Below are 20,599 nucleotides of genomic sequence, written 5' to 3'. Positions count from 1 at the left end.
CATGGGATAAATTGAGTGGCTATGTCTACCAAATTACCTGTAAGTATTGCCAGTTTTGGATTTTTTCGTCTTTTGAAACTAAGGGCGCTTTGTGTACTAAGCTACTGGCGACAATTAAGCGATCTGAGGGATCGCCATGAAAGTCTCCGGGTAATCGGGTTGAAAGCACGGCAATCTCAGGAGTTAATGGCAGTAGTTTTACTTTGGGACGTTGCAGCGCTACATCGATCCAGACTTGCACATCCATTGATAACCCAATTCTCCCTTTTGATACTAGCATTGCCAATTCCCAACAACTGATCGCGGGAATGCCAATAATATCGGTTTTGTTAATAGCATCAAGGGCTTTTGTAGAAAGATTTATAGACTCATTTGTCCACCAAATCCAAGCGTGGGTATCTAAAATAATCATTGTTCGACATCCCAGGAGACATTAATGGGTGAAATCAAGTCATGCTCAAATATGACGCTACCTTTTAAGGGATTGACTTGGCTAAGGTTGGTAAGCGGTGGGTCAGTTCCTAATGGTTGTTTTAATGCCTGAATGATGCGATGCAAAATTTCAATATGGGCATCATCTACTGTGTCAATTTCAAGTTTTAACTGTTCGCGGTTAATCATGGGTATCTCCTAAAGTTTTGCTGTTTTGGGTGGGTTTAATCGTTTCAACGGTGAGGGTTTCGCGGGGTGGTGGTTACGTTCATCAAGTTTGATGGCTGCGGGTGTTTTATCGAGTTGCATTTGTTTTATTTCTCTCCATTTAGGTAAGCATCAATGTTTTCCGAAAAATCAGCAGGGGCAGAAATTTTAATTTCTCTGAGGCGTGAGAATAAAGAGGCATTGTTTTGTGGCGGTGTGGGTATATTTTCAGTGTTGTCTTCTTCTAAGACTATGACACGAATAATTTTGCCTTCCCATGTATGACTGTACTGGGTAGGAATGGTAACAATGCCGTTGTGGATGGTGGTTTTAAATTCAATGGCTTGCATAATTTAACCTTGATGTTGTTTGAGAATGCTCGGAGTCTTGATATGTCAAGCTTATCATAATGATTTGAGGGTATAGCGAACTCATAGGCTGGCTGGCTCCCTTTCTTTGAGGAGGTTGGTAACGCGGACTTTACCAGTTAGGAGGTCTTGCATAAGTCCAGTTTTTTGATGTTGAAGTTTGTTTAAACCACTTTTAAGATTTGATATTGAAGTATCAAAGTGTGACAGCATTTTAGAAATACGCTCTTGTTCCATTGGTTTAGGTAATGAAATTTTTAGAGGATGTATATCATTACGGTTTAGTGATGGAGAACCTGATTTAGTACCGAATCGTTCAAGCTCTAAATATAAAAACAGATAATAAATATATTTTTGATTGTTTCCAAAAAAATTAGTTACATACAGACTTGTATCGTGCGCCCAAAAATCTACATCAAGATAATAAACATTTCCTATAGAGCCTTTTCTTCCCACAACAACATTAGGACTATCTGATGTTTTAATATTATGAAACCCAATAACTCCAGATGATGCAATAACTGGATAGTCCCCAGCTATAAACTCAACTTCTCTAATATCATGTCCACGTTGTAAAGAGGCAATTTTCCCAATTGTTTCAACTTCCCACTCTATAGGAATACGCCCGATCGCGGAATCTTTAAACTCATGGGTGGCTTCGCTGCGGATGTTGCCATTTTCATCAATGCCTTTGGTGAGTAAGTCCTGCATCAGTCCCGTTTTGATGCGTTGCTGCTTGGCGATGATGGCTTCGGTTTGGGCGATAGCGCGATCGATTGTCGAGAGAATTTCAGCAATTTGTTCTTGTTCTTCTTCTAATTCTGGAAGAATTAGCTTGATTGACCTTAATGCAAACTGATTTAGCTTTGCTCTTGTTCCGCCAACAATAAACGGCTGAATATCCTTATGCTCTAAAGAATAAAAAATATAATCTTGAGAGTAACTTTGCTTTGCTCTTAGTATATGAGCGTGATTATTAACCCAACTTTTTCCAGATATTTTATAAGCGATTGGTCGTGTGGCAAATTCATCAAAACAACCGCCATCCTCAGCTATTAGAATTAATTCTTCATCAAAAATATAATCATCAATGTAACCCTGAAGACCATTTGCGCCATAGTAAGGAATATCTCCTATTCTGGTTTCACGTTCTTCTGCATTAATAGGAATCCTTTTGCTATCTAAAATTTCGCAACATTCTTCAATCGTTGCAACTTTCCATCCTTCTATATTCATCACGCCAAATCCCCCAACTTACTCAAAAACTCATTTAACTCCACCAAAGTCTCCTCTCGCTTCGCCTTGTAATGTTGATATGTATTCTCAGAAAGTTTATTCATAGAGAAAGAGCAATAGATTGGGTTGGCAAGTCCTGAATCTTTATCAACTGCTGGTCATTGGTTAATAATGTTGCCTCTAAGCTAAGAGTTGTCGCTACGATAATGGCATCAGGTAGTTTTAGTTTGTATTGTCGTCGCCATTGAATGGCTAGATTTTTGATCGAATCATTAATATTAATGATTGTCAAATGACTTAAAAAATTATGAATTTGCTGTGCTTCAGGACTACTTAATCCGGGATAAGATAACAGTTCCATCTCCGTAATGATCGAAACAAAATAAAGACCAGAGGGTAAGGGCTGACCTAAGCGATTCCCTAGATGATAGAGCGCAACATTGGTATCTAAAACCAAACTAGGCAACGTTAGAGCCATGCGTTTCTTGCCTCGCGTTGATACTCTAAAGGGTCAAGCGTTAATTTAATACTGCCAGCATAGGCCCCTAATGCCTCAGAAGAGCCTACACCATTTTTGGGGCTAACCTCCCGATCGTATTGTTGTAATAATGCCTCAATTCTTTGCCAATCTTGGTAATTAATAATCACCGCCACAGGGTTAAAATCCTCATCTGTTACAATTTGCTTTTTAATTAACCGCATAATTTTGATATTCCTTAAATTAATTTAGATACCCAAGTTTAACCAAAAACTCATTCAACTCTCCTAAAGTTTGCGATCATTCCACCTCTAACATTTCCACATTATCTACGGAATAAACAGCCTACCAACGCCCATATAGTTATCTATATTGATGGCAATCTCCACCAAACGATCGACACATTGCTCTCGATACTCAGTCTCATCTATACGACTTATATCTCCAATCGTCACAATCGGAAAAGAACTTAAAGAATTATGATCGCGCATTACCTGCTCCAAAGAATCTTTACCCTTCATATTGCGATTGGCAGTCAAAACCATCATTTGATTTGCTTGAGCATAATCCCAAACGACGCGATCGCTACTATTTTTTGATAAACCAGCCTCCCTAAAAGTGACAAACTCAATATTAATTAGATCCAGCCAACCACGCTTAATCAAAATACCAAGCAGGACAACAGCATAGCCATCTAAATTAAAATCAACCAAAAAATTTACGCCCAAACCAAACCACGCTCCTTTTTTTGCTGTTCCAATCTTGCTAAAAGCTCCAATTGTGAAGCAGTGCGTGGCTTAGTGGCAATTCGATCAAAATGTTCACGATTTTTATCTTGCCAATATTGATAAATCTCCTCCCGCGTCGCCCGTACCTCTTGATATTCAGCCTCCACCTCAACAGGATGATCCGCAATGTAAGCCAAAGCCACATTTATTTCCGCATCCGTCAAATTAAAGCGATCGCGGATCAACTTCGGCGGATAATCAGCCCTGAGTAAATCCATCACATCATACAAAGAGATCCGAGAACCAGAAATAGTTAGCCCGCGCTCAGTACGAATAATATCTAAATCTTGATTACTCATCTGAAGTTAGCTCCTAAATTATGGAAAAGTGATATAACCTAGCTTAACCAAAAATTCGTTCAACTCTCCTAAAGTCTCCTCTTGTTGGGCCTCCAACTCCCGACTAGAAACCGCATACTTATCCCAAAGCTTCTCAACCAAGGCAATCAGCGCCCTTTTTGCCCCATTCAAATAGCGGGTTAATTGCTCACTCACCCAATCATAGAGCTTCTGCAAAATCAACTCCTTCGCCTCCTCTGTCGTCAAGGGCCCACCAATCGCCACCAATAACCCATCAATGCGTGTCAGCCGTTTCTCTAAGGCCTCCCGATCCTTAGTCAACCGCGCCAGTTTCCCTTTATCATTTTTGTCATTAGGTTTTAGCCCCGCCATTTCCGCCATTACCTGCTGAATCAATCCCTCAGTTTCTGCTCGAAACTCCTCCCCACCAACCCGTTTTAACCGTAACTTTATATCTAACTCTGTCTGCTTCTCCTTTACCTTCGCCTTCAAATCCTTGATCTGCTTCTCAATCTTGGCGATCGCCTCATATTCAGCCTTATATTTTGCCAACTCCCGCGCCGCCGAAATACTTAGCACATTATTAATATCATCCATAAGATCGTCTATCAAATCCTTCAACACCTTCTTAATCAAAGTCGCCGTTACCGTCTCATCCTCCTCTGATTCATAACTCGCCACCTCCTGCGCCGTCTCAATCGCCTCACTCAGTTCCCCCTGGGCCCCACTAATTTGCCCTTCCAAATCCTCAATCGCCCTCACCTCATCCTGAAAAAATGCCCCAATCAAATACTCATCAGGGATTAGCGTATGATGCCAACCAGTATTAACGATCGTTTTCAAATCATAGCGAATCTGTTGCCACCAATTGACAAACACCCCCGCCGCCTGAAACTCATCCAACACCCCCAACCCAATCAGCTTATCCTTTAGCCCCGTCAGCAACTCCCGCCGCACCTCTGGCATTTTCTTGCCTTCGCCCAACTGGGCAAAATCATCCCGTGCTACCTGCCACCAGTTTTCTAGGGCCTTATAGTGTTGATTAATAGTATTTTGGAGATTAGCATCAGCTTCCAACATTGCCTTAATCGCCGACTTAGCCGTAATTTCTGCCACAAACGCCAAACAGCCCGATCGCGACGGGCAAAACAACGTCTTAGATTCCACCTTAAACCGGGCAAAATCTACCGCTTGGGCTGCAACTTCCGACTGGGGAATCCCACCGATTAAGTGCGCCGTCACATCTTCGGGTTCAGGTTCGGGCGTATTATCTACATAGCGGCGAATATTCAGATTAGACCTCTTAATTTCTAAGGGTTGATTATTAAGAACCATTGTGGTCGTTGAATTATATTCAAACCCAATGCGTTCATAAAATTTTTGTTGATGGGTTGTCATCAAATAAATTCGTTCAACTCGACACATTTTAGGATGACTTAAGACTGTTTGAACTAATTTTCTGCCTAATCCACTCCCTTGATATTTAGGATGAATCACCACATCCCAAATACTAGCTCGATAAATACCATCGGAGGTGGCTCTAGCAAACCCAATCATTTGTTCATAATCCCAAACTGTAACTACAGGCTCGCTATTTTCAATTGCAATTTTTAGGTCTTCTGGGCTGCGATCTTTTGCCCAAAATGCAGCAATTTTAAATAGGGTTTGAAGTTGGTTTAAATCAACCTTTGAACGACAATCATCAAAGAGAATATGATGGTTATCCGGTGAGATGTTTTTCATAGATAATAACCCTTTAAATTATTTTGAGCAACTAATAAATGCCCATGACTGTTGAGAGAATATGAAATTTTAACTAATTCAGTTGTATGAACTGAAACACTAAAATATTTAACATATTAGAGTTGTTTAATTGTGTGGCGAATTTAACAAAATCCCAAAAAATACTTCTCTTTTTCAAGAGTGATGAGATTCAACTATAGCAATCCTAAATGAGTTATGATATTGATATTTTTCTTGACCCCTCCCAACCCTCCCCTTACTAATGGGAGGACTAGGGAGGGGTTCTATATTATAAAAAACGGGCTAATATAGCCCGCTTCAGAATTCAATAAAACCAGGTTTTTATTAATTAAGCTTCAACAGCCACAGGTTCAGCTTCAATCACAGGATAAACACTAATTTTTTTGCGGGTTTTGCCTTTACGTTCAAAGCAAACCACACCATCAACTTTAGCAAATAAAGTATCATCACTTCCGATACCCACGTTATTACCCGGGTGGAATTTGCAACCCCGTTGACGCACTAAAATATTACCAGCGCGTACCGCTTGACCGCCAAAACGTTTGACACCCAAGCGCTGGGCGTTAGAGTCACGACCGTTACGAGTGCTACCCGTACCTTTCTTATGAGCCATTTTATTCTCCTAATTAAATGATCAGTATTTCAGATATTCAATCACAATCTAATTTTATGCTTCTGTTGTTGCAGGTTCTGCGGGTTCTTCTTCCCGCTTCGCCACCACAGACCCATTTAGACTAATAGATTCAATCATCAAACGGGTAATTTCTTGACGATGACCTTGTTTTTTGCGGGTTTTCTTTTTCGGACGCATTTTATAAACGATGATTTTGCGTCCCCGCAGATGGCGCAGTACAGTCCCTTCCACGGTAGCCCCATTCACTAAGGGCTGGCCAATTTGAACTTCACCATCATGATTGACTAACAGAACTTTATCAATGATAACGGATTCATTTTCATCGACGGGTAACAGTTCAATATCGTAGAAACGACCGGGTTCTACTTTGATTTGTTTACCGCCTGTTTCAATAATTGCGTAAGTCATGTAATTTTGGGTTAAGGTTGCCGTACAGGTAGCTCAACGGTTCAAAGTGTTTTCACCCTCTCAAGAGCCAATTCACTTTCCCCTGTTTTGAGCCTTTGCCATGTCTGCACCTGTTCCGAGCAAGGTTTAGACACAATCTCCTATTATCGTTGATGAGTGGTATTTCTGTCAAGTCCCAAACCGTAGTAAGCCCTTCAGGGCTTCAAGTCCCCAATCGTAGTAAGCCCTTCAGGGCTTCCCCCAACCGTAGTAAGCCCTTCAGGGCTTCCCCCAACCTTCAACAACAATTAGAGAAAATTAATTAACTTTCACTTTTACTAACAGTTGGATTCTGTATTTGTTCAGAAGATTGCTCAGTAAATAGGGTATCAATATCAATGGCTGCGTAGCCTTTTGTGGCTAATAACTTTAGCATTGAACCCAGTTGAAACCAAATTAATAATGCAGTTGGAATTACAACCACTAAACCCATAACTCCCGCAATCCAATAGACGCCGATAAAGACGGCTAAACTCGAACTGACGGAGACTAGAATTAATAGGGTCATCCCCAAATAAGCAATAATTAAATTGGGTGTTTTATAATTAATAGAAGTCGAAGGTTGGGGGCTATCACTCCAGAGGGAAACCTTATATTCTAACATATCTTTAAAGATTATGCCCCATAACAGGGCTAAGACCGTTGAAGCAACAACAACAATATAAATCGGAGAAACGACAAGAGGTTCAGAAATCATATTAATGACAAAAATGGATGTTTTTTTACAATTCGTTACATAGTATAGCAGAAATCCGTAGAGACGCGCCATGGCACGTCTTAGAGACGCGCCATGGCACGTCTCTACTAAGGTTTTTTGATCAAAATCTGGCCATTATTATCAATTTTTAAAGGGGTTTTAGGAAAGTCTTTTTCGGTAAGATTCCGAATTAAATTAATACTTTTATCACGATTATCTAAATTGGGAATCCCTTGGGAGTCTAACTGGACAGGAATAATTTTACCCTCAATAAAATCTCCTTGAGGATTAACTTTTGCTTCCAAAATCAAAGAATATCCTAACTCCCCACTGGTTGATAAAGTTCGATATCCCATAAAATTACCAAGAGAATAAGCAATTAATTTTCCTTTATATAACTCCAAAGCCCTGGGAACATGGGGGCCATGTCCCAATATTAAATCAGCCCCAGCATCAATCATACTATGGGTAAAGAGAACCAAATTTCCGCGATTTTCCCCATAGAAATATTCCGTTTTATTCCTCACATTTAAAGCTCCAGTTCCCTCCGCCCCACCATGAAAAGAAATAACCACAAAATCGGCATTTTTTTGAGCTTGTGCCACTAATTTTTTCCCTGCTTCAATCTCGCTTAAATTATTATGATAATCATAATTACTAAAAGCAATATAAGCTGTTTTTACCCCTTTAACTTCATCATAAACAATTTTTCCCTTTTCTCCTACAGCCTTCATCCCTAGCTTATTAATATTTTTAATCGTATCTTTAAACCCGGTTTCAAAAAAATCAAAAGAATGATTATTAGCCACACTTAAAATATTAAACCCCGCATCCTTAAGTAAAGTCGTATATTCGGGAGGAGTCCGAAAAGCAAAGACTAACCCGCGACCGATATTTTTTGCACTATTAGGATATTTAGTTAAAGTGCTTTCAAAATTTCCAAACACAATATCCCCTTTCAATTCCGATTTAACTCCCGAAAATAAAGCGGCTTTATTAGCAGGTAATTTATTAGAAGGGTAATTCGTCCCAGGAATAATATCACCGACGGCGCGAATGGTAATTCTTAAATCTGGACTAATGGGATTTTCTAGGGTTTTTAGAGCTAATTGAGATACTTGATTGAGATTTTTTAGGGTTGCGGTTGTGGAAGTTGGGTTAGGTGTGGTAATGTTTTCTGCTGAAAAAGAAAAGGCGGGAATTTGAGCTAAACTTGAAGATATTGCTTGGGGGATTTCCGTTAAAAAAGTATTAATTTTTTCTTGATTTTGATTAAATAGAATTCCCGATAAAGGCAAAACCATTAAACTAACAGAACCCACAATTAACCAAGGCTTAGAAATAGAAACTTGAGGTTTGGGAAGGGCAACTTTTAGGGCAGGAAAGGTCACTTTCGGAAAGGATAACCCTATCTGCTGATTTTTTGGAGGTTTTGGAGGTTTTGGAGGTTTTGGAGGTTCTGGGATAAATTCCCGCAAGACTAGGGTTTGTGTCCAGCCGGATTTTTTTTGACCGCGACAGATTCCAGAAATTGTCACCGACCCAATTACAGGGGATTGTAACCGCATTAACCCATTTTGGACAACCCGAACACTCCCTTGAATATCAGGAAGTTGTTCAGACACCAAAACAACCTGGAGATGGTGGTCTTGACGAGTCACCTTTGCGCTCACGCCCTTAGATTGTAACGCTTGATTGATTAAAATTGCGATCGCTTTGGGATCGCCAGTTTTTGCCAAGGCGATAGTCTGATAGTCACTCACTCCGCTTTCCTCACAGCCACTTTAATATCTTATGATTAACTGGTATTTTAGGGTCAATATCAACTTTATGTTTTTTTAGCTAACTTTCCCTTAGCACCCGGCTCAGAGCGAGTACAATGATCAAGAGTTTATCGGATCAGGGCTTTAAACAGAATTTTCAGTATTATTTTTATTAAGCAGATCTTGGGAGGATATAACCTTGGCCGTTCAGTATAGTTACGATAACACGAGCAATCGCTCACCCCATTGCATTCTGATTACGGGGGGGGCGGGGTTTATTGGCTCAAACTTTGTGCATCATTGGTTTAGTGCCTATCCCGATGACCGAATTGTGGTTTTAGATGCTTTGACCTATGCGGGAAATCTGCAAAATATTGTTAGTTTGGAACATAACCCTAATTTTCGATTTGTGCAAGGGGATATTTGCGATCGCCCTTTAATTGATAGTTTATTAAAAGAAGAACAGATCAATACTATTGCCCATTTTGCCGCAGAATCCCACGTTGATCGGTCAATTATTGGCCCCGGTGCTTTTGTACAAACCAATGTAGTCGGGACATTTACTCTTTTAGAAGCCTTCCGTCAATATTGGATAGCCCAGGGTAAACCGGAACATTATCGGTTTCTGCACGTTTCTACCGATGAAGTTTATGGAAGTCTTGGCCCAAATGATCATGCTTTTACTGAACAGACTCCTTATACTCCTAATAGTCCCTATTCTGCCTCAAAAGCGGGAAGTGATCATTTAGCGAGGGCCTATTATCATACCTATGGAATGCCGACAATTATTACTAATTGTTCTAATAATTATGGCCCCTATCATTATCCTGAAAAACTAATTCCGTTAATGTGTATTAACGCTTTATTAGGAAAACCCCTTCCGGTTTATGGCGACGGTGAAAATGTGCGAGATTGGTTGTATGTTTTAGATCATTGTCGGGCTTTAGATGCGGTGATTCATAACGGAAGACCCGGAGAAACTTATAATATTGGGGGAAATAATGAAGTTAAGAATATTGATTTAGTTAAAATTTTATGTCGGATTATGGATGAATTGGCTGTCCATTTACCCGTAAAACCTTCTAAGCAATTAATTACCTTTGTTAAAGATAGGGCTGGACATGATCGAAGATATGCCATTGATGCGACTAAAATTAAAACAGAATTAGGCTGGGCTCCGTTAGTAACTGTTGAAGAAGGGTTACGTCAAACTATTGGCTGGTATTTAACCCATCGGACTTGGTGGGAACCCTTATTATCAGAAGAATATCAAGCCTATTATCGACAGGTTTATCCTTCCTCCAAATAAAGGAATTTGTATGACTTGAATTAAAGTAGAGACGTTGCATACAACGTCTCTACTTTAAATTTATTTAGAGAAATGGGGGTTGTTTTTAACTTGATTCTAAAAATCATTCAATTCCGCAATTATATCTAAACTATCTTTGTCTTTATTAGCTTTAGGAATAGGATGAATAATATTCTCTAAATATAATTTACCCTCTTGATAAGATATATAGAGTTTCCAGTTTTCGGCATCATCAATTTTTGCACAATAAAGGGGAATTTGTGTTCCCTTGATGCGTTTGAGTTTGGTTTTATAAAACCGTTGATGGCGATAGCAAGATTCGTCTTGAAGTTCGGCTAAAACCTCCAAAAATCGACCTCGTAATTGCAAAGGAAGCAGTTTTAAAGCTTTGCGAATAATCCCGCGTTCATCAATGAGTGATGGTGGCGACTGTAACATGATTTGATTTGACCTCCGTTAAGGGTTTGGGTGGTAAGAAAGACTGATAAATTGATTCTCCAACTTGTTGATAAATTTCAGCTACAAACTGACTATCAACTACTCTAAATAAAGTAATAATTATCCGATCAAATATAGGGTCATTATCAACAGTTAAAATCACTCGCAGGTAATAGTTAACAATAAAAGAATAGAGAGATGACCCATAATCCTCCAAGCCATCAAATTGATGAAATTGATGCAGTCGTCTTTCGCGATCGCTTTTACCTTCTAATAATAAGGCGGAATATTCATGAAGCTGTTGCACAATAATATCATGTTCCGCTTCACTATGGGTCTTTAAATCCGCCTCAAATTCTTCCGTAGACTCAAATATAATTTCCATGACCTCAACTCCCAAGCAAACAGTCCAAGGGTTATCCAGAATTGTTGATAATATTATCTTAAAATAGACCAATAGCGGTTTTATTTTTATATGGGACTGAATAACCCCGTCATCAAGTCAGAATTGAAGGTTGATTCAGGAGATTGGATAAGGTATAAGTTAACTTATCCCCTATCCCCGCGACCCAATTTTCATCCTGTTGGGTATAACTTCGAGGAGCATTAGCTCCCAGAATTAAAACGCCGTAATTACCAAGGGGTTGACAAATCACACCCTGGGTATTTTCGGGTAAATAATCAAATTCAATTCTACCCGGATATAGGGCTAAATTGACTAAATAAATCGGTTTTTGTTTATCTATCACTCGTTGTAAAATTGGCCCAGGTTTAATATCAGGATTATTTCCTAATACTCCTCGCCTTAATAACACTTCCCCCTGATAATAAACTACAATAGAACGGGTGACGGTATTAGTTAATAATAAATGAGAAGCCCAGGCTAATTCCGCTTGAACTAATTCCGGTAAATCCGGTTTTAATTCAAAGCCTTGTTCTCCGATTAAATCCACAGCATCCGGTGATTTTGGTTGAATTTGTTGCCACAATAACCCCGTTAAAATCAACACCGCACTTAAAATCACCCCCAAGGCATCGGAACGGGCTTGAGAGTTAAATAATTCGGGGGTCAAGAGCCGATTGATTAGGAGGAGTACCCCACCCAAACTACCCGCAAAAATAGGCAGTAATCTTAATATCTGATTTCGATCTGATTTTGCCATGATTCTATTTTAATTTTTCAAAATATAGTGGGGAATAGGGATCGCGGATTTAAGAGAATTACGCAGATTAACACAGATTAAAATCCGTGAAATCCGTGAAATCCTTTTAAATCCGTGATCGGGAATAGGTAATTTAAAAATTAAAGTCCCCCTGTTTTAAGGGGGATTTAGGGGGAGCAGAATCCTGTTTTTAGCCGACTTCTCCCGGTTCAATAATCCGTTGGAAAAGATAGCCTGTTCCTCTTGCGGTTAAGATTAATTCGGGATTACTCGGATCATCTTCTAACTTGGCTCGTAGGCGAGAAATATGAACATCTACCACCCGGGTATCGACGTGACGTTCTGGAGTATATCCCCAAACTTCTTGTAGAATTTCAGAACGAGAAAAAGGTTCACCAGAACGACTAACTAAGAGTTCTAATAAACTAAATTCCATCCCGGTTAAACGGATGCGTTCATCTCCCTTGTAAACCTGTCGTTTGTTAGTATCAATTCTAATATTACTAACCTGAATGACACCGGAACTGGGAATACCCGAAGTTCCATTTTTATCAATGCGGCGTAATACCGAGCGAATTCTAGCTTCAAGCTCCTTGGGAGAGAAGGGTTTAACCACATAATCATCCGCCCCTAACTCTAGCCCCGTAATCCTATCCGCTACATCCCCCAATGCTGTTAACATGATAATAGGAATATCGGATTCCTTGCGTAACTCCTGACAGACCCCATACCCGTCTAATTTGGGCATCATTACATCTAAAACCACTAAATCAGGATTGGTTTTGCGGAAGGTCTCTAGGGCTTCTTCTCCATCGGCGGCGGTTACGACATCGTAACCAATCATGGAAAGGCGAGTTTCCAAAATCCGGCGGATACTAGCCTCATCATCGACAACCAAAATTTTTTCCTTATGATTTTCCAATGGATTTCAACGCTCCCTTAGTTGGATTAAGTTACAGTTTTGATCAAACAATAGTAAGACCAGCCACTAATATCGGTAATCAGTTATCAGTTATTAGTAAAGAAAAGAATGATCAGCCACCAATAGCTGAAAAAACTAAAAAACCCTAACAACTCTTACACGGATTACGGATTACTGATAACTGATTATACTGATAACTGATAACTGATTACTGATAACTGATGACATGGCAAAGTCTCGTACCCTTTATGTTTGTAACGAATGTGGAGCCGAATTTCCTCAATATTTTGGCCGATGCTCCGCTTGTCATGCCTGGAATTCCCTAGAAGAACAAGTTGAACAACCCGCGCCTACGCCTTCCCAACGCTTTAGTTGGAGTCACATACCGGGAGAAAACCCAGAGGGTCTACCGTCGGTAACTAAACCCGGACAACCCCGTGCTTCTTTTCTATTATCCCAAATTTCCGATCAATCCCAATCTCGAATGCCATCGGGTTATGGAGAATTAGATCGGGTGTTGGGGGGTGGAATTGTGCCGGGTTCTTTGGTATTAATTGGGGGAGAACCGGGAATTGGTAAGTCTACCTTGTTATTGCAAGTCGCCCATATTCTCTCCCACACCAAGCGGGTGTTATATGTGTCGGCGGAAGAATCGGGACAACAGGTAAAATTGCGATCGCAACGTTTAGAAGTTGCTGCTGATAGCGAAACCGAAACCGAAACCGAAACCGAAACCGAAACCGAAACCGAAACCGAAACCGAACCAGAAAATGGCAATCAACAACCTCCAACCCCAACAGCAGATCCCTTTACCGAACAACTTAAAAATCGTCACCCCAAGACAGAATCTGCGACTACTGCCATCACCGAACAAGACTTATATTTACTTCCTGAAACCGATTTAGAAGTGATTTTAAGAGAGTTAGAATCCCTAAAACCGCAGTTAGCAGTAATTGATAGTATTCAGACGGTTTTTTTCTCCAGTCTGACCTCTGCACCGGGTTCGGTGGCGCAGGTGCGTGAATGTACTTCCGCCTTAATGCAAGTAGCTAAACGGGAAAATATTACCCTATTAATTGTCGGTCACGTTACCAAAGATGGGGGCATTGCTGGGCCGCGGGTGTTAGAACATTTAGTAGATACGGTATTATATTTTGAAGGCGATCGCTTTGCCTCCCATCGCTTATTACGCTCAATGAAAAACCGTTTTGGCGCCACCCATGAAATCGGGGTATTTGAAATGGTCGCCCATGGATTAAAAGAAGTTTCTAATCCCTCAGAATTATTTTTAGGAAATCGAGATGACTTTTCCCCCGGAACCTCAACGGTGGTAGCCTTAGAAGGAACTCGGCCGATTGTGGTGGAAATTCAGGCTTTAGTTAGTCCGGCTAGTTACGGTTCAGCGCGACGGGCGACAACCGGGGTAGATAGTAGTCGATTATTACAAATTCTAGCGGTTTTGGAAAAACGGGTAGGGATTCCCCTGTCTAAATTGGATGCTTATGTGGCGTCGGTGGGGGGGTTAAAAGTTGAAGAACCTGCGGCAGACTTAGGGATAGCGATTGCAATTGTAGCGAGTTTCCGCGACCGGGTAGTTGACCCCCGGACGATTTTAATTGGGGAAATCGGTTTAGGGGGACAGGTGCGCCCGGTGTCTCAATTGGAATTACGGTTAAGGGAGGCGGCAAAACTGGGATTTAAACGGGCGATTATCCCTAAAGGTCAGAGTCCGGCCGATTTAGGGTTACAAATTATTCCGGTAAGTAAGGTGATTGATGCGATTATTGCTTCCATCCCCGCCCAACCTCCAACCATGAATGATGAATTCTGATCGCAGGCCAATTAAATCAAGAAAAGCATCTAATTTCAAGAGTGAACTATTAGTATATTTCTCCGATTAGATATGTTAAAATAAAAATGATTCACGGAGCGTTTAGGGTGAAATCTATAGATACCACAGTTTTTAAATAACTAGATTTTCTCAAACAATCAGTGTATTTACGGAAAATCTGCGTTAATTATATACATAAATTAAGACTTAAGTGGTAATCAAAAATAATCTCTACCACTAATATTTATGATCAGCTTACTCACAACCAAAATGAAATTCCTTAAACGCACTCAGGTCAAAACTAGCCGATACTTAGTTATAGTTAGTTTCATAGCAGTATTTTATTGGATAGTTGGCAAGGTGACGGTTGAATACTTAATGTTAGGTTCCACCGAAGCCATATTCTGGCCGAATGCGGGAGTCGCCCAAGGAATTATTCTGTTGTGTGGTTATCAATATTGGCCAGCAATTACCCTGGGGGCGTTTTTTTCCCTAATTGCCACTGACCAAATGCCTCTGTTTATTGGGGTATTGTCTAGTTGTGGTGTGACGTTACAAGCCTGTTTAGTTAGTAAATTACTCCATCGCATTGACTTTTCTCCCCAACTCAAACACCTCAAAGATGTTCTGGGACTAATTATTTTAGCGGGAATGATTGCTACGCTGATTAATCCCACTCTTACTATCCTCACAGCTTGTTTGAGTGGTTGGCTACCTTGGGAAGATTTTACCCAAATTTGGATTGGTGGGTGGTTAGGAAGTGCTACTGGGGTATTAGTTATCACCCCAGTATTATTAACCTGGGGTAGCGAATTTCAACGGTATTACTATCGCTATCAAACTCCTGCTTCCCCAGTCTGGTCTTTTCTCAACGCCTTATCCCAAAGTTTATCCCTGGGTACAACTAGATTACGCCTTTCTGAACGCTCTCCTGGGGATTTTTGGTTACGTCAGTTAGAAGTTGGGGTTTGGTTGTTCCTGTTATTGGGCCTAAATTGGTTTGTATTTTGTTCTCGAACTCGGTCGGCATTTATCGGTTTTCCCCTGGAATATCTGCCTTTTCCGTTTTTTGTTTGGGCTTCCTTACGATTTGGTCAACGGGGAACGGCTATTGGTCATTTGATCACGGCTAGTTTTGCAGTTTGGGGAGTAGTACGGGGAAGTGGGCCGTTTATTAGTCGTAGTACGGATACCCCTCAAATTTTTTCTCTACAAGCCTTTATCCTGATTATGGCAATTACGGGGTTAGTTTTGGCCGCCACGGTGACAGAACGCCAACAAGCAGAAACTCGCCTCAGAAACAGTGAAACCAGTTTAGCAAATGCTCAACGGATTGCTAAGTTGGGTCATTGGGATCTGAAAATTAGCAGCTATGAATTATTTTGGTCGGATGAACTCTATCGGATTTTAGACACAACCGCTAAGTATGTGAAACCGAGTTTTCCCCAATTTTTGGAATTTGTTCACCCAGAAGACCGCAGTTATGTCCAAAATTATCTTGATCAAGCCTTATTTCAACAAAAACCTTATTGTATTGATTATCGGTTGAAATTAGCATCGGGTAAGGAACGAATTGTTTTTGAACAGGCGGTAATTACTCCTAGTCATATTACTAGCACAATTCAAGATATTACAGACCGAAAACAGGCAGAAATTGCTTTAAGAGCTAGTGAGGAAAGATTTTCAAAAACCTTTAGTGCTAGTCCAATTGGGATTAGTATTATGACTCTGGATGATGAACTATTTTTAGATGTTAATGATAGTTTTTTACGTCAAATTGGTTGGGAGCGAGAGCAGGTACTAAATCACACCCCGGAAAAACTGGAAATGTGGGTTAATTCTCAACAACATTTTCAACTTAAAAAACAATTAGAATATCAAAATCAAATTGGTAATGTTGAGTTGAAAATTCGCCAAAAATCAGGAATCATTAGAAATTGGTTAGTTTCTATTGAATTAATTGATTTAGGTGGAGTTCCCTGTTTATTAATGATGGCAAATGATATTACCGAGCGTCAACAGGCGGAAGAATTGAAAATGGCTAAGGAAGCCGCCGAAACTGCTAACCATGCTAAAAGTTTATTTTTAGCTAATATGAGCCATGAATTAAGAACTCCCCTGAATGCAATTTTAGGTTATAGTGAATTATTAATAGAAGATGCCCAAGAGTTACATCAAGATGAATTGGCCGGAGATTTAAAAAATATTTATGTAGCGGGACAACATTTATTAACTTTGATTAGCGAAATTTTAGATTTCTCTAAAATTGAAGCGGGTCGGATGAATTTTCATTTAGAAACCTTTAAAATTGCTACCCTACTTTGGGAAGTGGAAACTACTGTTGCTCCTGCTGCGGATAAGAATTCTAATCAGTTTATCCTAGAGGCGGAAGAAGGTATAGACTTGATGCACACCGACTTAACTAAAGTTCGTCAATGTTTATTAAATCTTCTGAGTAATGCCTGCAAATTTACAGAACAGGGGAAAGTGATTCTGAAAGTTTGGCAAGCAGGAGGAGACGGGTCTAATCAGAATATTGATTTGATCTTAGATCCAGAATTTATCACGGTTAATGATGAAGAAATAACGAATAGTGCTTGTTGTCTTCCTGATGTTCCAAAAAGCTGTTCAACGGTGATTATTTTTCAAATTATAGATACCGGAATTGGCATGAGTCCTAAACAGTTAGCAACGGTTTTTAATCCCTTTACTCAAGCAGATGAAACCACAACCCGCCGTTATGGAGGTACGGGTTTAGGGTTAACTATTACTCAAAAATTATGCCAAATGATGGGAGGAGATTTATCCGTAATTAGTGAATTGGGAAAAGGTTCTACATTCACGATGAAACTACCCAAAATCCTTCGTTGTTTACCCGGATAATCAGTTATCAGTTATCAGTTTAAGAGTTAATATACTATTAAGTATTCACATCCTTAATTAAAAGTGATCATTGATAACTGTACTGAATTATAGTTGCCAAAAGGAAGTTCAGTACATGACTAAATTATCAAGTTCCCGTTGCATTGCTGTTTTCACCTGTTGATAACAAACATCTACATACTCCCTGTCATTGGCCGCGTCTCGTCCATACCGTTCAAATTCAATCGCCGGACAAATGTGAATCTTGATTTTTGCCGGAAGCGGAAAATTCGGTAAAGGGCCAATTCCTATCCCCCAAGGTAATCCTAAATAAATCGGAAATACCTCCGGGTCAAGATCCAATAACCAAGGCATTCCCAAGTTGTGTAGTTGTTTTACCCAGTCGTAAATATCCGCCAGCACAATTAAAGTATCGTGGGCACCCGACGAAATCACCGGAACAATCGGGGCTTTCTCCCGCAGGGCTAACTTAATAAACCCTTTACGACCAGCAAAATGAATTTGGTTGCGTAACGCATGGGGCCGAAATACATCCTCACCCCCGCCCGGATACACCAACACCGTCGCATCCTGTCGCAAAGCTGCCATTCCCATACGCGGATGGGCGATAACAGCCCCGGAACGCACGGCTGATGTTGCTACTTCTGGGGCCACCTGCCAGACTTTCGGGTGCATCAGTCCATAGAGTGATCTTTCGGTTCCGAACTGACGACACCAAGCGTATAAGCCCATAAACATATCTGGGGCGGCTAAACCCCCGTTATGGGAACCCACCAACAACATCTTATTTTGGGGCGGGAGATTCTCCCAGCCGGAGGTTTGGACTTGAAAATAATTGTCATAGAACCAACCCAAAAACGGCATCAGGGATCGGATATATTCAGGATCACGATCCTGTAATGACCAACCGGTGAAACGGGGATTCTCGTTTGGGTTGGGAGATGGATTACTGTTGAAGAAGGGGTTTAAAATCACGGAACGGTAAACTTTGCCTCCGTCAAGATACTCTGGTTTTGAGGAAATTTGATCTTAATTAAACCACAAAAAAGCCGGGAATGGGCAAAAAGATTTCATCTCGTAGTGAAGCGTTTACGCCTCAGAATAGCCCTAAAGGGCTTACTACGAATTTCTTCTGTTGTATTAAAATAGAAATAACCGCCTAAATATTGTACCTAATCCTTAACGCTTATGAATTCGGCTATCGAGGTCAAAAATTCAGCTTCAATTCCTTCGTTAAACCCCGTTGTGGAAACGCAAAACTTGGGGAAATTTTATCGCACGGGTTTTTGGATGAATCAAAAGATTGAATCCTTAAAAAACTGTAGCTTAAGCATTAATGCGGGAGAAACCTTTGGTTTATTAGGACAAAATGGGGCAGGGAAAACCACCTTATTAAAAACTTTATTAGGGATTGTCCGCCCGACTTCGGGATCGGGTATATTATTAGGTAAACCCATTGGCGATCGCCATGTTAAACAACGGGTAGGATATTTACCAGAAAATCCCTATTTTTATGATCATCTCACCGGATGGGAATTTTTAGAATTCGCCGCCGGACTATTTCAAATTCCGAAATCTATTCAACGTCAACGCATTCCCCAATTATTAGATTTAGTCGGGTTAGCAAAAACCGCCGCCATTAAAAAACAAATGCGCCAATATTCTAAGGGAATGTTACAACGGGTGGGAATGGCGCAAGCTTTAATTAATGATCCAGAAGTGGTATTTTTAGATGAACCGATGTCAGGACTTGACCCGATGGGACGGTATCAAATTCGGGAAATTATCTTATCTTTAAAAGCACAAAATAGAACAGTTTTTTTTAATAGTCATGTTTTATCCGATGTGGAAAAAATTTGCGATCGCATTGCTATTTTAGCAGAAGGTGAATTAATTAGCATGGGTTCTTTGGATGATTTATTGGGAACAACTCAAACCTATATTGTTAAAGGAAAAGGCGGAGATATTAATATTCTGCAAAATTGCATATCTGATTTAGAAAGGGATCAAGATTATTGGGAAGGACATTTAAAGGGTGATCCAGAAGCGTTTTTTGTGGTATTAAAAGAAATGAATGCTCAACTATTGAGTTTGAATTTATCTCGATTAACCCTAGAAGAATTTTTTATGCAGAAGTTAAAAGAAAGGGGGATTCATGCCAGTGGTTAAAGGTAATATTTCAACTATAGCAATCCTAAACCAATCGTGGTAGGGAGTAATTCATGAATTACCCCTACAGTCAGGGTTAAATTTGAAAAAATCTGTTCCCCATTACCTATTCCCCATTACCTATTACCTATTCCCCGTTCCCTTCTAATACTTTTATTATAATATTAAGAATTGGATACGGGGTTAATTTCAGAGGGCGACTGAGAGAAAAATAATTTACTAATCCAAGTTGTCAGGATATGAGACAATAATCCTAACGGCCCGGCAAATAAACAAAAAGCTAGGGAATGGGTAGTCCAAATCCCGGTTTTTTGTCCATCCCAATAAATCCAACGTCCGACAAATAAATCCATAACCAAAAAGTGAATCCATCCCGTTGCTGCGGCGTTTTCATCGGCAAAGAAATGGGCAATATCTGATAATTTGGGATTAGATAAAGCGGCGGCATTCTCGGGAGTAATACTACTAACAAACAGGTATAAATAAACGCAGGCTAACAACACAAAGGGAAAATAGGACTCCATGACTTTTCGGGTAACTCCCCAGTTAGGCAAAATAATTATTAATGCCCAAAAGGGAAGGACGAAAATATTGGCGACGTTAAAAATTTGATCAATTGCAATAGTCATGGTCAGAATTTCTCAGATCAAGGGTTAAAATATTCCTATTCTAAAATATTTTTAAAATTTCAGCCACTTTCGGGAAATTTATGTTATGCTACGGGCAAGTTAATCTAGCTGACTTTTTGCTATGAATGCTCACGATCTGTTT

22 protein-coding genes and 1 pseudogene are annotated in these 20,599 nt (G+C 40.1%); 4 read left to right on the top strand and 19 right to left on the bottom strand.

Annotated elements, in window-relative coordinates; genetic code table 11:
* Window positions 1-25 precede the first annotated feature (25 nt).
* From AC559H_RS14245 to AC559H_RS14185, 13 genes and pseudogenes are all read right to left on the bottom strand, one after another.
* Window positions 26-412 (bottom strand): type II toxin-antitoxin system VapC family toxin, encoded by a 387-nt coding sequence (locus AC559H_RS14245; RefSeq protein ID WP_026796065.1) that lies wholly within the window; start codon window positions 410-412, stop codon window positions 26-28.
* Window positions 409-621 carry a hypothetical protein gene (locus tag AC559H_RS14240; protein ID WP_026796066.1) on the bottom strand — a complete coding sequence of 71 codons (213 nt, stop codon included), beginning with the start codon at window positions 619-621 and terminating at the stop codon, window positions 409-411. Before AC559H_RS14240 ends, AC559H_RS14245 begins: the two co-directional genes overlap by 4 nt.
* 125 nt (window positions 622-746) lie before the next feature.
* Window positions 747-989, bottom strand: a complete 243-nt coding sequence (locus AC559H_RS14235) for a hypothetical protein (protein WP_051319644.1) — start codon at window positions 987-989, stop codon at window positions 747-749.
* Between the two features lie 81 nt (window positions 990-1,070).
* On the bottom strand, window positions 1,071-2,243 hold the full coding sequence (locus AC559H_RS14230; RefSeq protein ID WP_051319645.1) for a restriction endonuclease subunit S: 1,173 nt from the start codon (window positions 2,241-2,243) through the stop codon (window positions 1,071-1,073).
* 100 nt (window positions 2,244-2,343) lie between these two features.
* Complete coding sequence (locus tag AC559H_RS14225) at window positions 2,344-2,721, bottom strand: type II toxin-antitoxin system VapC family toxin (protein WP_026796067.1); 378 nt, start codon at window positions 2,719-2,721, stop codon at window positions 2,344-2,346.
* Window positions 2,712-2,945: a RelB antitoxin-like protein gene (locus AC559H_RS14220; protein ID WP_026796068.1), complete on the bottom strand. Its 234-nt coding sequence runs from the start codon at window positions 2,943-2,945 to the stop codon at window positions 2,712-2,714. The genes AC559H_RS14225 and AC559H_RS14220 overlap by 10 nt, the downstream gene beginning before the upstream one ends.
* A 105-nt stretch (window positions 2,946-3,050) precedes the next feature.
* Window positions 3,051-3,449: a DUF5615 family PIN-like protein gene (locus AC559H_RS14215; protein ID WP_026796069.1), complete on the bottom strand. Its 399-nt coding sequence runs from the start codon at window positions 3,447-3,449 to the stop codon at window positions 3,051-3,053.
* A complete protein-coding gene (locus tag AC559H_RS14210; protein ID WP_026796070.1) occupies window positions 3,440-3,808 on the bottom strand; it encodes a DUF433 domain-containing protein in 369 nt (122 codons plus the stop codon). Before AC559H_RS14210 ends, AC559H_RS14215 begins: the two co-directional genes overlap by 10 nt.
* Window positions 3,809-5,116: 1,308 nt before the next feature.
* Window positions 5,117-5,551: pseudogene (locus AC559H_RS14205) on the bottom strand (GNAT family N-acetyltransferase); the annotation flags it as partial.
* A 349-nt stretch (window positions 5,552-5,900) separates the two neighbouring features.
* Window positions 5,901-6,185 (bottom strand): 50S ribosomal protein L27, encoded by a 285-nt coding sequence (gene rpmA / locus AC559H_RS14200; protein ID WP_026785598.1) that lies wholly within the window; start codon window positions 6,183-6,185, stop codon window positions 5,901-5,903.
* 54 nt (window positions 6,186-6,239) lie between these two features.
* Window positions 6,240-6,614 carry a 50S ribosomal protein L21 gene (gene rplU, locus AC559H_RS14195; RefSeq protein WP_026785599.1) on the bottom strand — a complete coding sequence of 125 codons (375 nt, stop codon included), beginning with the start codon at window positions 6,612-6,614 and terminating at the stop codon, window positions 6,240-6,242.
* 301 nt (window positions 6,615-6,915) lie between these two features.
* Window positions 6,916-7,350: a hypothetical protein gene (locus AC559H_RS14190; RefSeq protein ID WP_026798531.1), complete on the bottom strand. Its 435-nt coding sequence runs from the start codon at window positions 7,348-7,350 to the stop codon at window positions 6,916-6,918.
* 107 nt (window positions 7,351-7,457) lie between these two features.
* The gene (locus AC559H_RS14185; RefSeq protein ID WP_026798530.1) at window positions 7,458-9,113 is read right to left on the bottom strand and encodes a CapA family protein; all 1,656 of its coding nucleotides are present in this window, start codon (window positions 9,111-9,113) and stop codon (window positions 7,458-7,460) included.
* Window positions 9,114-9,312: 199 nt separating this feature from the next.
* Between AC559H_RS14185 and rfbB the strand changes: the two genes are divergently transcribed.
* Complete coding sequence (rfbB, locus tag AC559H_RS14180; RefSeq protein ID WP_026796074.1) at window positions 9,313-10,422, top strand: dTDP-glucose 4,6-dehydratase; 1,110 nt, start codon at window positions 9,313-9,315, stop codon at window positions 10,420-10,422.
* Window positions 10,423-10,518: 96 nt separating this feature from the next.
* Here rfbB and AC559H_RS14175 read toward each other — a convergent pair whose 3' ends face one another.
* From AC559H_RS14175 to rpaB, 4 genes are all read right to left on the bottom strand, one after another.
* The gene (locus tag AC559H_RS14175) at window positions 10,519-10,860 is read right to left on the bottom strand and encodes a hypothetical protein (RefSeq protein WP_026796075.1); all 342 of its coding nucleotides are present in this window, start codon (window positions 10,858-10,860) and stop codon (window positions 10,519-10,521) included.
* On the bottom strand, window positions 10,832-11,245 hold the full coding sequence (locus AC559H_RS14170) for a hypothetical protein (protein ID WP_071782735.1): 414 nt from the start codon (window positions 11,243-11,245) through the stop codon (window positions 10,832-10,834). Before AC559H_RS14170 ends, AC559H_RS14175 begins: the two co-directional genes overlap by 29 nt.
* A 112-nt stretch (window positions 11,246-11,357) precedes the next feature.
* Complete coding sequence (locus tag AC559H_RS14165; RefSeq protein ID WP_026785604.1) at window positions 11,358-12,023, bottom strand: cofactor assembly of complex C subunit B; 666 nt, start codon at window positions 12,021-12,023, stop codon at window positions 11,358-11,360.
* Between the two features lie 190 nt (window positions 12,024-12,213).
* A complete protein-coding gene (rpaB, locus tag AC559H_RS14160) occupies window positions 12,214-12,945 on the bottom strand; it encodes a response regulator transcription factor RpaB (protein WP_026785605.1) in 732 nt (243 codons plus the stop codon).
* 226 nt (window positions 12,946-13,171) lie between these two features.
* Here rpaB and radA point away from each other — a divergent pair, with 226 nt between their 5' ends.
* Window positions 13,172-14,776, top strand: a complete 1,605-nt coding sequence (radA, locus tag AC559H_RS14155; RefSeq protein ID WP_026796076.1) for a DNA repair protein RadA — start codon at window positions 13,172-13,174, stop codon at window positions 14,774-14,776.
* A gap of 270 nt (window positions 14,777-15,046) precedes the next feature.
* Window positions 15,047-17,659: an MASE1 domain-containing protein gene (locus AC559H_RS14150; protein WP_026796077.1), complete on the top strand. Its 2,613-nt coding sequence runs from the start codon at window positions 15,047-15,049 to the stop codon at window positions 17,657-17,659.
* 108 nt (window positions 17,660-17,767) lie between these two features.
* Here the strand turns inward: AC559H_RS14150 and AC559H_RS14145 are convergent, their stop codons facing one another.
* On the bottom strand, window positions 17,768-18,634 hold the full coding sequence (locus tag AC559H_RS14145) for a lysophospholipid acyltransferase family protein (RefSeq protein WP_026798529.1): 867 nt from the start codon (window positions 18,632-18,634) through the stop codon (window positions 17,768-17,770).
* Window positions 18,635-18,847: 213 nt separating this feature from the next.
* Between AC559H_RS14145 and AC559H_RS14140 the strand changes: the two genes are divergently transcribed.
* The gene (locus AC559H_RS14140) at window positions 18,848-19,828 is read left to right on the top strand and encodes an ABC transporter ATP-binding protein (RefSeq protein WP_026796078.1); all 981 of its coding nucleotides are present in this window, start codon (window positions 18,848-18,850) and stop codon (window positions 19,826-19,828) included.
* 164 nt (window positions 19,829-19,992) lie between these two features.
* Here the strand turns inward: AC559H_RS14140 and AC559H_RS14135 are convergent, their stop codons facing one another.
* Window positions 19,993-20,457 carry an ABA4-like family protein gene (locus AC559H_RS14135; protein WP_036832857.1) on the bottom strand — a complete coding sequence of 155 codons (465 nt, stop codon included), beginning with the start codon at window positions 20,455-20,457 and terminating at the stop codon, window positions 19,993-19,995.
* Between the last annotated feature and the right edge of the window lie 142 nt (window positions 20,458-20,599).

This window comes from Planktothrix prolifica NIVA-CYA 540 (genome assembly GCF_963864145.1).
In the GTDB taxonomy this organism is placed as follows: domain Bacteria; phylum Cyanobacteriota; class Cyanobacteriia; order Cyanobacteriales; family Microcoleaceae; genus Planktothrix; species Planktothrix agardhii.
The sequence above is the reverse complement of the archived record's forward strand: the minus strand, read 5'-3'. Positions and strand labels throughout refer to the sequence as shown.